The sequence below is a fragment of the Myroides odoratus genome, from assembly GCF_001549985.1.
Classification (GTDB): domain Bacteria; phylum Bacteroidota; class Bacteroidia; order Flavobacteriales; family Flavobacteriaceae; genus Flavobacterium; species Flavobacterium odoratum_A.
On sequence record NZ_LROZ01000005.1, the window covers coordinates 166,855 to 178,402 of the forward strand.

The 11,548-nt window shown below is 33.4% G+C and carries 23 protein-coding genes and 1 tRNA gene; 13 read left to right on the forward strand and 11 right to left on the reverse strand.

What is annotated here, in order from left to right:
• Positions 1 to 64: 64 nt before the first annotated feature.
• The 11 genes from AWV75_RS07610 to AWV75_RS07660 form a co-directional block, all read right to left on the reverse strand.
• A complete protein-coding gene (locus AWV75_RS07610; protein WP_002986941.1) occupies positions 65 to 286 on the reverse strand; it encodes a DUF2795 domain-containing protein in 222 nt (73 codons plus the stop codon).
• Between the two features lie 132 nt (positions 287 to 418).
• Positions 419 to 994, reverse strand: a complete 576-nt coding sequence (locus tag AWV75_RS07615) for a cob(I)yrinic acid a,c-diamide adenosyltransferase (RefSeq protein ID WP_060873813.1) — start codon at positions 992 to 994, stop codon at positions 419 to 421.
• Between the two features lie 73 nt (positions 995 to 1,067).
• Positions 1,068 to 1,760, reverse strand: a complete 693-nt coding sequence (locus AWV75_RS07620; RefSeq protein ID WP_060873814.1) for an ABC transporter ATP-binding protein — start codon at positions 1,758 to 1,760, stop codon at positions 1,068 to 1,070.
• Positions 1,761 to 1,806: 46 nt separating this feature from the next.
• Entirely contained in the window at positions 1,807 to 2,346 is a 540-nt protein-coding gene (locus AWV75_RS07625) for a hypothetical protein (protein ID WP_060873815.1), read from the reverse strand.
• A gap of 389 nt (positions 2,347 to 2,735) precedes the next feature.
• Positions 2,736 to 2,948 carry a helix-turn-helix domain-containing protein gene (locus AWV75_RS07630; protein ID WP_060873816.1) on the reverse strand — a complete coding sequence of 71 codons (213 nt, stop codon included), beginning with the start codon at positions 2,946 to 2,948 and terminating at the stop codon, positions 2,736 to 2,738.
• A gap of 114 nt (positions 2,949 to 3,062) precedes the next feature.
• Entirely contained in the window at positions 3,063 to 3,356 is a 294-nt protein-coding gene (locus AWV75_RS07635; protein ID WP_060873817.1) for a hypothetical protein, read from the reverse strand.
• Positions 3,357 to 3,358: 2 nt separating this feature from the next.
• Positions 3,359 to 4,102 (reverse strand): hypothetical protein, encoded by a 744-nt coding sequence (locus AWV75_RS07640; protein WP_060873818.1) that lies wholly within the window; start codon positions 4,100 to 4,102, stop codon positions 3,359 to 3,361.
• 41 nt (positions 4,103 to 4,143) lie between these two features.
• Complete coding sequence (locus tag AWV75_RS07645) at positions 4,144 to 4,785, reverse strand: DUF3560 domain-containing protein (RefSeq protein ID WP_060873819.1); 642 nt, start codon at positions 4,783 to 4,785, stop codon at positions 4,144 to 4,146.
• Between the two features lie 108 nt (positions 4,786 to 4,893).
• Positions 4,894 to 5,094 carry a hypothetical protein gene (locus AWV75_RS07650; protein WP_231738052.1) on the reverse strand — a complete coding sequence of 67 codons (201 nt, stop codon included), beginning with the start codon at positions 5,092 to 5,094 and terminating at the stop codon, positions 4,894 to 4,896.
• 86 nt (positions 5,095 to 5,180) lie between these two features.
• The gene (locus AWV75_RS07655; RefSeq protein WP_060873821.1) at positions 5,181 to 5,423 is read right to left on the reverse strand and encodes a hypothetical protein; all 243 of its coding nucleotides are present in this window, start codon (positions 5,421 to 5,423) and stop codon (positions 5,181 to 5,183) included.
• A complete protein-coding gene (locus AWV75_RS07660; protein ID WP_060873822.1) occupies positions 5,423 to 5,932 on the reverse strand; it encodes a hypothetical protein in 510 nt (169 codons plus the stop codon). Before AWV75_RS07660 ends, AWV75_RS07655 begins: the two co-directional genes overlap by 1 nt.
• Positions 5,933 to 6,472: 540 nt before the next feature.
• Here AWV75_RS07660 and AWV75_RS18865 point away from each other — a divergent pair.
• From AWV75_RS18865 to AWV75_RS07720, 13 genes are all read left to right on the forward strand, one after another.
• Positions 6,473 to 6,628 carry a hypothetical protein gene (locus AWV75_RS18865; RefSeq protein ID WP_197429565.1) on the forward strand — a complete coding sequence of 52 codons (156 nt, stop codon included), beginning with the start codon at positions 6,473 to 6,475 and terminating at the stop codon, positions 6,626 to 6,628.
• A 557-nt stretch (positions 6,629 to 7,185) separates the two neighbouring features.
• Entirely contained in the window at positions 7,186 to 7,491 is a 306-nt protein-coding gene (locus AWV75_RS07665; protein ID WP_060873823.1) for a hypothetical protein, read from the forward strand.
• Between the two features lie 331 nt (positions 7,492 to 7,822).
• Positions 7,823 to 8,134 carry a hypothetical protein gene (locus AWV75_RS07675; RefSeq protein WP_060873825.1) on the forward strand — a complete coding sequence of 104 codons (312 nt, stop codon included), beginning with the start codon at positions 7,823 to 7,825 and terminating at the stop codon, positions 8,132 to 8,134.
• A gap of 118 nt (positions 8,135 to 8,252) precedes the next feature.
• Positions 8,253 to 8,326 (forward strand) — tRNA-Asp (locus AWV75_RS07680).
• A 410-nt stretch (positions 8,327 to 8,736) separates the two neighbouring features.
• Complete coding sequence (locus AWV75_RS07685) at positions 8,737 to 8,916, forward strand: hypothetical protein (protein ID WP_060873826.1); 180 nt, start codon at positions 8,737 to 8,739, stop codon at positions 8,914 to 8,916.
• Positions 8,917 to 8,918: 2 nt separating this feature from the next.
• Positions 8,919 to 9,446, forward strand: a complete 528-nt coding sequence (locus AWV75_RS07690) for a hypothetical protein (RefSeq protein ID WP_060873827.1) — start codon at positions 8,919 to 8,921, stop codon at positions 9,444 to 9,446.
• 2 nt (positions 9,447 to 9,448) lie between these two features.
• Complete coding sequence (locus AWV75_RS18870) at positions 9,449 to 9,622, forward strand: hypothetical protein (RefSeq protein ID WP_197429566.1); 174 nt, start codon at positions 9,449 to 9,451, stop codon at positions 9,620 to 9,622.
• Positions 9,612 to 9,803, forward strand: a complete 192-nt coding sequence (locus AWV75_RS07695; RefSeq protein WP_060873828.1) for a hypothetical protein — start codon at positions 9,612 to 9,614, stop codon at positions 9,801 to 9,803. Before AWV75_RS18870 ends, AWV75_RS07695 begins: the two co-directional genes overlap by 11 nt.
• The gene (locus tag AWV75_RS07700; RefSeq protein ID WP_060873829.1) at positions 9,796 to 10,062 is read left to right on the forward strand and encodes a DUF2829 domain-containing protein; all 267 of its coding nucleotides are present in this window, start codon (positions 9,796 to 9,798) and stop codon (positions 10,060 to 10,062) included. Before AWV75_RS07695 ends, AWV75_RS07700 begins: the two co-directional genes overlap by 8 nt.
• An 18-nt stretch (positions 10,063 to 10,080) precedes the next feature.
• Positions 10,081 to 10,314 (forward strand): Acb2/Tad1 domain-containing protein, encoded by a 234-nt coding sequence (locus tag AWV75_RS07705; RefSeq protein ID WP_060873830.1) that lies wholly within the window; start codon positions 10,081 to 10,083, stop codon positions 10,312 to 10,314.
• A gap of 63 nt (positions 10,315 to 10,377) precedes the next feature.
• Entirely contained in the window at positions 10,378 to 10,575 is a 198-nt protein-coding gene (locus AWV75_RS07710) for a hypothetical protein (RefSeq protein WP_060873831.1), read from the forward strand.
• A gap of 15 nt (positions 10,576 to 10,590) precedes the next feature.
• Positions 10,591 to 10,887 carry a hypothetical protein gene (locus AWV75_RS07715; RefSeq protein ID WP_060873832.1) on the forward strand — a complete coding sequence of 99 codons (297 nt, stop codon included), beginning with the start codon at positions 10,591 to 10,593 and terminating at the stop codon, positions 10,885 to 10,887.
• Positions 10,884 to 11,168 (forward strand): chaperonin, encoded by a 285-nt coding sequence (locus tag AWV75_RS07720; protein WP_060873833.1) that lies wholly within the window; start codon positions 10,884 to 10,886, stop codon positions 11,166 to 11,168. The genes AWV75_RS07715 and AWV75_RS07720 overlap by 4 nt, the downstream gene beginning before the upstream one ends.
• Positions 11,169 to 11,548: the final 380 nt, after the last annotated feature.

Here is an 11,548-nt window from a genome sequence, read left to right on the forward strand (position 1 = left end):
TTTTTACTCTTTTTTACTTGCTAAAATAAACAAAAAAAAGCCTTGAAGAAGGCTTTTTTCTATATTAATACTCATCCTCGTTCCAAAGATAATCTTCGTCCGTAGGATAGTCTGGCCAAATTTCTTCCATAGATTCATAGATTTCTCCTTCATCTTCGATGGATTGTAAGTTTTCTACTACTTCAAGGGGTGCACCTGTTCTAATAGCGTAATCTATCAACTCATCTTTAGTCGCAGGCCATGGAGCATCACTTAAATAAGATGCCAATTCTAATGTCCAATACATCTCTTAACCTTTTTAAAATTTTATTGCAAAAATAAATTTTATTATGAAATAAGCAAGCTTTTTTCATAGTATTTCACTAACATTAAAGAACGTCTTGCTTAATCACAACAAAAAACGGCTGATTTTAGTGGGTTATTTCAACTTTTCAGGTATCCATTTAACCTCATCCGCTTGTAAATCAAAAGTCAACTTTCGTGCCAATACAAATAGATAGTCAGAAAGTCGGTTTAAGTACATCAAAACTTCGGGTTCTACGGGTTCTTCTTGATCTAATTGTACTGACAAACGCTCGGATCTACGACAAACACAACGTGCAATATGACAGAATGACACCGTCGTATGTCCGCCAGGCAGGATAAAATGTGTCATCGGAGCTAAATTTTCTTCCATCCGATCAATTTCATTTTCCAAAAAAACAAGCGTGTCTGGGGTGATTTTAGGAATATTCAGTCGCTCTTTGCCATTTTTCAACACTGCTTTTTGTGGATCTGTAGCTAAAATAGCACCTACTGTAAACAAATGATGTTGAATAGCAAGTAAAGTTTGTTTTTCCAATGCTGGAATTTCCTGATCTCGAATCAATCCGATATAGGAATTTAATTCATCAACCGTTCCATAAGCTTCTATTCGCACATGATTTTTAGGTACACGTGTACCGCCAAATAAAGCTGTAGTACCTCGATCTCCTGTTTTAGTATATATTTTCATCGTTGCCTGTATAATCCGTCTTGTTTTGATGAAGCAAAATACAATACTTTAGGCAGAATGCAATCGTTTCTTTTTATTTTATTCGTTCGTCACTTTCAATTACTCCATCGCGCAGGCGAATAATACGATGAGCATGTTCCGCAATATCTTCTTCATGGGTAACGAGGATAACGGTATTGCCTTTGCGGTGAATTTCATCAAACAACCCCATGATTTCAATAGAGGTTTTAGTATCTAGATTTCCTGTAGGTTCATCCGCTAAGATAATTGAGGGGTTATTGACTAAAGCACGTGCAACTGCCACGCGCTGTCTTTGCCCACCTGACAATTGATTAGGATGGTGATCCATGCGATCTCCTAATCCCACCATATGCAATACATCAGAAGCTCTTTGGTTGCGTTCCTCTTTTGATCGTCCTGCATAAATCATAGGCAAAGCTACGTTGTCCAAAGCCGTAGTACGTGGCATCAAATTAAAAGTTTGAAAGACGAAACCAATGTCTTTGTTGCGAATTTCTGCCAATTGATCGTCATCCAATCGACTGACATCCTTGCCATTTAAGCTGTAATACCCTGAAGTCGGTGTATCTAAGCAACCTAAAATATTCATTAATGTTGATTTACCCGATCCAGAAGGTCCCATCAGCGCGACGTAATCTCCTCTTTCAATTTGCAAATCCACGCCTTTTAAAACCTTTACCGTTTCGGATCCCATTTTAAAATCGCGTTTAATTGCTTTGATATCAATAATTAATTCTCTAGACATAATCCTCGTATTTTCTTTCTTATAAGTGTCCCAATCCGTCCATTTGTTACACGCGAAGCAAGCGGAATACACGATCTGGTTGCAAACGCAGTTTAAAATGCTGCTTTAGCTGCTCTTTTCGCTTAAAAGCAACGCCAAAATAATAGAAATCTAAAGTTACAACCATTTCATTAGATGCTACCACGTCTTGCCAATATTTTTCAATCGATTCAGCCTTGCTTCTGCGATCAATTATCCAAAGCGAATCATTGTGCATGGTTTGCGCCACTTCTTCTACAGTGGGCCATGAAATCGCTTCCTTTCCTTGAAAGAGCATACAATCGTAAAGGTTGATGGGATTGGCATGATAGGATTCAACCAAAATAGCTGTTTTCAGTTCCTTTGGGCATTCACCATCCAACGTAGTCAATTGTTGTGGCATAAAGTAGGTCAACAACCGATCGATGAACTGATTTTTTCTTGATACTCCCTTCCAACGGGTATCCGCAGGGTAAAGTCCACGGGTTAATAAATTAAACACAAAAGGCGAATGAATGCCATGTTCATTATAAGCAGAAAACCAGAATTGAAGGTAATCGAAAATCATGTGTACTCTTGTTGTTATTTCGTAAACAAAAATACAAGAATTAAAGTGTTTCTATAGAAAAGCAGCTTGACTTTTATGATTAGGCGTCAAAGTTAAGGGCTAGATAAAAAGAACATCTTTTTTTAGATTCACTGCGAGCCGTTTGCTGTCCACCATAAACGATGAGATATCCGTTAACTGAATGGTATAAAAAAACCCTACACAAATGTGTAGGGTTTTCATTTTTGTGACGATGACAGGATTACTTTTAATTTAATTAATCAAGTCATAACCAATATATTACAAGTAAAAAAGCTTCACTTTGCACGACTGTTGCACAACAAAGATAAAGCTTATTTTATGGTGTTTTACGTTGATTAACTATAATAAACAAAGTACAATTCATTTATTTACTTGTTTTGCAAAATTAAATTCATCTGCAAAGCTTCCAAAAACAACTCCAAAGTATCTAAGGAAAAAGCTCTTTTCCCATTTTCATAGTTTGATATTTGAGCTCTCTTGGCAGGATCTCCCCAAACAAGTATCGCAAGTTCCTCCATAGTGAGGCCAAGTTCAATCCTACGAGCTTTTAATTTTTGAGCTATTTCTTCTTTTAACGACATAATTTCTATAATTTTGTAGTTGCAAATTTTTAATAGGGTTAAAAAAATGCAGACATATTTTCCCGTTGGTGTGTGGTAACCCAACGGGATTTTTTTATTGAGTAAATCTAAAGATTATATTTTAATACCAAGTAAATCTTTTTCTTCTGTTGTTTTGGTAAACCAAATAGGCTGCATTAAAATATTGTTAATACCTATCCCGATTAAGTCTTCTCTTTCTTTGATTGTATCCGTGTTTAGTTTGATTTGAGGATAAGTTCCTGTGTATATTGTAGAAGGCATTTTGAAAGCTTCCATTTCACATATAGTGGGTAAATCTCCTAACATTTCGTTTGGAATAACAGCGACTAAAACACTGTGTGTTTCAGTCGTTTTTTGAACAATCGTTTTAAAATATGTAGTTTTCATAATTAATCAGATATATAATCAATTTTTATGTTATTAATATTTTGGTTTAAATAGTGTGCTTCGTTGTCTGTCATTCTCCCTTTTATATTATACGGTACATCCCTAACATATATTGGTGTGAGCATATTTTTTATAAATTGCTCCATTGTTTTTAAAGCATGTCTTTTTTTTGAATTCATGTATTCAACATTTAAATCAAAGTCTTTAGAATTAACACCTATAACCTTGTTGTTAAATTCGTCTATTTTTCTAAAAAATTCGGAACCATATATTTCATGAAAGTCTTCTACAGTTATATTGTCAGGAATCTTTTTTTCTTCCTGAAATTCATTGAGTAATTGTTGTAATTTATCCTTTTCATATTTTGTCCTATCTTCAGAATCTTTCATAGTATCTAACAACAATTCTCTTTTTTTATTTGCCTCTCGATTGTATTTAATCCAATAAGTAGGAAAAGTTGAATGCCTATAATGTTTTTTATCTCCAAAAATCATGAAGATTACCCAACTTGAATTCATTTCAACAGTTATCGTATAATGTTTTACACTAAAACTCCATACACCAGCTTGTTTATATTCGTCCCATACTTTAGGCATACCAAATCTTTTTGATAGATAAAAAAATGTTTCAAAAAATATATTTTCTGTATACCAACTATATTCTTGTGGTGTTTTATATCCTAATGTTTTGGCAATAGTATTTCTAATTGATTTGCTGTCTTGAAATATATTTACTTTTCTATTCATAATAAATAGAGCAGTTTAACGACGTGCCCCAGGTCTTAATGTTATTCCCAAAGTTTTTTTGCTGTTTCTAGCTTCTTAGTAAGTTCGTTTACTTCTTTCTTAGCGTATGTAAGAGAAAAGGAATGTTCTCTTACATACTTCCCGCTTTTAAGTCCCTCGTGCTTCTCTTTAGCTTCTTCTAGTTTGTATTCATAGTATTCTAAGCTTTCAGGCATAGAAAGATTAATTTCGCTGGCTCTACTTTCCCAATATTCTGCTTTATTTAGATGATCATTTGCTTTATCAGAAAATTCGACACTTTTCCCCATTCTATTCCAATTTCTTTCAATGAGTGCGCGATGTCGTTTTTCACTGTGGTGACCTACCTTAATCGGTTCGGCAAGTGCTAAGAAATCTTTACCCTCTTGAGAAGCTTCGTAATACTCATTACTTTTCTTTTCTGCAGAACCTGCCCAATTTTCATATTTAGCAGCTTTGTTTTTGGCGCGTTCCTGAATATTAAAACCATCAGCACGAACAAAAGAATAGAAGTAAAAACCATCCTTAGTATAGATCAGATTGTGTATAATTACTTCATTCTCTTTTCCGTATTTAGTTGTTAATGCGATGATGTCGCCTTTTTCGTGACGTTCTTCTGTTTTGGCCAAGAAAACATTTGGCACATATTTACTGTAAGTATTCATTTGTGGTAAAATTTATAGGGTTAAAAAAATATTCTTGATACTTGAAAAGTGAAGTAAACGAGTGCGAATACTATCAATTGATAGCTTAGGCGCTTGCTGTGTTTAGCATTACTCATTGCCTAGATAGATTATGTTTCCTTCAATCTCTTCGATAACAATTTTGGTCCCAGCTGAAGGAAGTCCCTCTGGGTCATCATTCCAAATGAACATGTAGTATTGTTCATTGGCTTGTTCTAATTTTTCGATTTGCTTAGTTATACTATGGAAAGTAAAAGCAGCCGATACAGTAAGTACCAAGCATACCGCCACAAGGACGAGAGTAAGATTGTCTTTCATTTTTAATAGGGTTTAAAGAAAGCCCTTACGCTGTGGTAAGTTGTAAGGGCTATTAATGATTAGTAATTTACTTTTCTTCCATCTTCCCAACAGAATTCCATTTTTTTCAAATCTGTTTTCCATTGAAAACCATTTTCGTTTTCAACAATTAATAAAGAATTAGTTCTATCGTAAGCAACAACCTTTAGTATTTGTCTTTGATTCCAGATTTGGTCATTTATATCTAAATCATTGTTTAATCCTTTTGTACTTCTTAGTTTACAAAATGATTCTGTTTTTAGACGGTATTGATGTGGTGTCATTATATTGCTAATTTAAAGTTTGACTTAGTTTGAAAATCTGTAGAGCCGAATAAATCTTTTAATTCGCTTAGGTCTTTATTAGATCTCCCCTTCTTCACATAATCACTAGGGGAGAAATACCAAGACTTCTTTTGTCCCGCCCAGCAGGGAGCGTTATAATTATCAATCGCGATAGATTTAATTCTTTCCTTTTGTGAGTACATCGCCCCAGGTGTTAAGTCTGTGAGCCATATAAAAGAACCGACAAAAGAAATATTTATTCCTTGAAGCCCTTCAAACATCTTTACGATATTGTAGAACTGATCAGCGTTAAATGTGGTATTTGTATTTTCTTCTGTATTAGAAGTGCTGAAACGATTTTCTAAAGATTTGAATTCTTTAAACATTTTTACGAATTCAGATTGTGAGTTATAGCCGCTAGTATCAGGGTGTAACTCAAAACAAAGCTTTTTAAATAAATTCTTAGCTTCGTCTAAGGTTTTGCATGTTGTAAAATAGGTTGTATCCATCTTATAAGTTTTTAATAGGGTTATTTAATATTTGTGGTAACGGCTTGCATAGTGGTAATTATCAAGCCTGATTCGCTTAGTTATAATTTAAGAACTACAATCAAGATATAAGATAAAGCAGACAGTAAGTCAAAGAACACCCCCAAGGGGGAATCAAAAAAAGAAGTATTACTTCCTTTCTTTTGTGTTACACAAATGTATAACAAGTATTTTATATAAAAAAGCATTAATTAAAAAGTTTTGATACGTAATTTCTATAGTAAAACGCAATGCAATAGATAATCGTTATAGTTATTAATTTCCCTTTGTTTTAAAGGCTTTAATTAAAGTTTACGCATACAATGTTAGAAGAAGATAAATAATTGAACTGTGGTAAAATTTAATAGGGAATGAGTCGTATTGACGTGAGGGAAGGGTGATAAAAAAACAAACACAAACGCGCTGTCGTGTAGATCTCTTTTATTGTTTATATACACTAAGGAATAAATACACATAATTCTGTATCTTAGCACGGATAAAAAGTACATAAATCTGTATATTATGATAAACGAATTAATCAATGTAACTGAACTAAGCAAGGTGTTATCTGGCAACAATCAATCGATAAGAAAAAAGAAAGTACCAGCGAAGTACAATGCAGCAGTTCAAGAACTTAACGACCTTTTAGAGTATTGGAAGAAGCGCCACAATTTATGATGCGTTGTGCAATGGTCGTGCAGAATTCATACAAGCAAACCTCAACGCGTTGTTTTACAGTAAATTACACTCAGTAGTTCAAATCATACTAAGATTACACTTTCCTTTTGAAGTAGTTTACTTCCTAGAAAATCAATAAAGCCAAAAGACTAATCCTCAAATTAGTTGCTGATTGAAACGAGTTCCGGATGCCTGGATATAAAAAGCTAAAATGTTTTTGAACTGAAAAGCAAATCGCCCCCCAATACCCTTTTGAATCGCGTTTTCCTTTTGTGGTCCGTTCGCTCAGAAACATGTATACCATCCCAAACACACTACCATATCTCACTTTTATTATTTAATACCCTTTTCTTTGCTTTTTAAAGCTTTTCCTTTTTTTCATAACCCAATTATCATTTGATTCATTTCATGGCTTAAAACAAGCTTATTTCTGTTTAAAAAAGGCTATTGCCAACACTCTTTTTCTACCACCAAAAAACAATACAGAATATTTTATATAAATTACACACAATCGTATAGAATATTTTATATATTTGTCATGTAACAAAATTGAAAATATGAACAAGGCAATCTTTATTTCGGTAATTGAATCGATCAAAGAGCAAACGACAAGAGATTATGAAATCTCAAACAGTTTAGCGCAGGTGTATAGAACACAAGTTCCTGTTTATGACAATTCATTTTTGTTGAAAGCAATCAAGGATATAATGCTTTTTCATTTCAATAATCAAGCGGAAGCTTTGAGTGAAATTGATCACTATTGTTTCTTCTGCAATTTTGGAAGAATTGAAAAAGATGGAGATGTGTTAATTGAAACTGCTTCTGAATTATATGACCGATTGGCTTTGGAATTTTTAAAATAGATCATTGACATTTTTGGCATTTGTGTATAGAAAATATATAAACCATTCGCTGCTAACTTGATTAGCTGAGGGAATGACAACCCAACGTGGCGTAATAATAGCATACGCGTAGACGGTTTGAACGGGCTTTTTGACGTCTTTATTGCACGGCTGGCGGGTGGTTTTATTCATAGGATGATGGCGAAATGGTAGACGCTGATAAAGGGTAGATTTAAGAGAAGCGATGGATACTGACTAAGTAGTGTTTTATGCCTTCGGGTATCAGGTCTTAATAAATCTAATTTGAAAATGGCTTTTCGTGCGGGTTCGATTCCTGCTCATCCTACAAACTATGAAACGTTTGTTTATGCTTTTTACAATGCTGTTTTGTTTCAGTATTGCGGGAATCTGTAAGACTACAATAGACCTGAGCGAAAATTCAAAACAGAAAACAGAGGTTGCTTCTTTTTCTGATGTAGTAAAAGTTGATGCGGTTTTCGCTTCAGTTGATTTAAAAGCTGATGTAGGTAGTCAGTATGTTTTTTCCGTCCCCAGTGTGTTGGCTGATAAAAAACATATTTCTACTTATATTATTTCGCTAAATTTGGAACCGCTGCAATCTAAGGTTATTATTTGCATCCGCGACAAAATTAGGATTACCTAGCTTTTATAATAAACAACAAACCACTTAAAAGCCTTTCTAATCATTAAGTATTTATATGCTTTATTGACGTTCTACAGAAAGGCTTTTTTTCTTAAACAAACACTTCATTTTTACTTTTAGTCTATTAGCTCAGTTGGTTAGAGTGCTTGCTTGTCACGCAAGAGGTCGCGAGTTCGAGTCTCGTATAGACTGCAATTCATATTTTATGGTTTTTTTGGTTAATAACCAGTTTATTGTTTCTGTAAAAAGCAATGGTAAGTAGTGTCGGAATTGGTTAGACGATAATTGAATAAGTATTTAGGAGACATAGAAGTGGAATTCTATGCCGCCTGTCAGATAATTTCAGAAAGATATTCAATACCATTTCAGGTTCGAATCCTGACTACTTAACGACATTCTTTTTTTCATAAAAACACTTCAACGCTGAGCCAAGTCAGCAAGTATCTGCAAAGGGTTTAAGGAAACATCCCCAACATAGTACTAAATATTCAAGCAGGCGATATTTGAGAATTCAGATCGTGTAACGTTACATATAGTGAGTGTATACGTAGCTATATTTTATAAAAAACTGAATGTTGAAGTGTTTTTTAAATCAATGTATCATGGCGAAACAGACAAAAACAACATTGCTTCCTGATAACACAGTTGTCGAGGTTGTGATGAGAAAAACTATGACACTTGCCGAATATGAAAAAATGATGCCGATTAGTAAAAGTAAAGGTTGGAAGGTACAAGCTTATCAAGAGGGTGCATATTCCGATGGATTAGGTAAAAAGGTTTAATTATGAAATCAAGATATTTTTTAGGTATTGATCCTGGCAAACAAGGTGCACTTGTTGTAATAGATGAAGACTCAAAAGTAGTTGAAATGGTAGGCATGCCTTTGATAGGTAATGAATATGATAAAAAAACTATTATTGATTTTTTAAGATCATATGATTTTGTACACATTGGATTAGAAAATCCAAGCATTATTGTTTCAGTTTCTAAATCATCTGTTGCCAGCCTCTTTAAATGTGTTGGAATGTTTGAAGGTTTGTTAATGGGATTAGGTATTTCTCATTCTCTTGTGAATCCTAAAGTATGGCAGAATGAAGTTTGGGAAAATGTAAAAAAACAAACCAAACTAACTTCTGATGGTAAGAAAAAAACTGATACAAAGGCTACTTCTACTTTAGCGGCTAATAGCTTATTTGCATCTGTAAATTTTAAGGTAACAAATAAGCTTTCTAAAAGCAAGAATTATAATGATGGAATGATCGATGCTGCTTTGATAGCGGAATATGTAAGACGAAAATTTAAAATTGAGTAGGTATGTTAGAGCAAGCCCCTCCTTATGGAATAAGAACGCAGAACGAATTATACAACGAACGTCTAACCGAAATAGTTGACGCGATTGTACGCTACCGAAAATCAGAAATGGCTATTCCTACTGAATGGATTCAAGAATACAATACGATAATTGAGCGAATTAAAAATGAAAGTTAAATGTATTGAATGTGGAGTTAGTTTTTTTGATAAACCCCTACATAGAACAACTGAAAAAGGAAGCAAAGACCCTCAATGGATGTGTGAGGAATGTATAGTGAAAAATCATGATTTAAGTTTAATTGATGAAGAAGTGTTGAATGTAACAGATATAATTTCAAAACATATACAAGATGGATAGTTTAAATTTTGGAAAAGCTTTAGAAGCATTAAAAGAAGGAAAAAAAGTATCAAGAGAAGGATGGAACGGAAAAGGCATGTTTGCTTATTATGTTCCTGGAGGTGTTTATAAATCTCAAACAGATGTAATTAAAAATACATTTGGAGAAGAAGTTAAGTATAGACCTTACTTGGCCTTAAAAACTGTTGATAATGACATTGCTACTTGGACTCCTAGTGTAAGTGATATTCTCGCAGAAGACTGGAATATTGTGGAATAATTAAAAAGTAAAATTGCTATGAAACAAGAAACTACAGCTCCAGCTGTTCATGACGCAAGATCAAAAGGAGAACAGATTATAGGTCGTTTTAATAACGAGAATAGAGAATCCGTGGATTTGATTAAACAAAAAGCTTCTGAATTAGTAAACTTAATTGAAGAATACGGAAAGGATCCAAGAAGAAAAGCTGCTGCAATCACAGATATCGAAAAAGGTACCATGATGGCTGTTAAATCGCTTTTTGAATCATAAGTAAGATTAGTTGTGTTGTAAAGGCTGGTTTCTCGTAAGCCAGCTTTTTTATTTTGAAATGTTATGAACGAGAAAGAATTAAAGAAAATAGAAAAACACTTTGCCAAGGCCAAAGCAATTCACTGTTTGAAGCTGAACAAAGAAGTAAACATAAGCAACGTTCCTCGATTGCAGTATAATCCGGATGAAGATACAGTAACAAGTCCTTCTGGTATTATCTGCTTTTGGAAACAGGGCGAGTTCGCAAAGATTATTAAGTAACTAAACGGATTAATTATGAGGGCAAGTGGAAAAACAACCAGAATGGTAGATGAAGCTATTCAGGTGCTATTTACAAAAGGAAGTATTTATATTCCTACAAAAACTCACATAGAGAAAAATATAAAAGACTCTGGTAGTATTAAGAAAAACATGAACTACATAGTAGATCCTGATTGGGATAAAGGGCGTTCTCAAGAACAACTCTTTTGGACTATAATTAAAAGACTTAGAAGTGAACACAGATTAGGTGAAACGAAAAAATTAACACTCAATGCAAAATATAGAGTAATCATTTATAATATAGAGAAATGAAACTATTAGGAGATAGAATTTTATGCACTCGCATAGTTGAAGAAAAACAAACCACAAGCGGTTTAATCTTACCCACAAACTACCAAAGTGAAGATGAATACAAAGTAGTTGATATCGGGGTAAAAGTGAAACATATCAAACCAGGTGATCGCGTTAGAAAGTTTAAATACTCGGATGGGGTTCAAAGTGTTATTGATGGTATTGAGTATCTTGTTTTGAGTGAAAAGGATGATGTTGATATTATAAAACAACAATCTGAATTACAAGACATTAACCTTTAATCAATTAAATAAAAAAATATTGTTTTAACATATTTTTAACATACAAGTGTAAATTATTTTTTACATTTGTCCAAGTAGAATAAAAGAAAAAAGTAGTGCTACTATTATTCACACTACTTTTTTATGTTTACAAATCAGCTACAGTTATTATCGTTTTTATAGCATAATATGTAAACATCACTAAGTTTCTTAGGTGTTCCATTATGTTTTTCTTCTTCTTCATTTTGCCATGAATTTGATTGTTAAACATAAACTGCTCAGCACCCGAAGCGAGGTTTTTTGATAATAAAAAAAAAGTTGAAATTAGGCCTTCAACTTTTTTTGTTGTTTATCATTAATTTCTTAAACTGAATACCGCTAATTTACTACTAAGATTATTC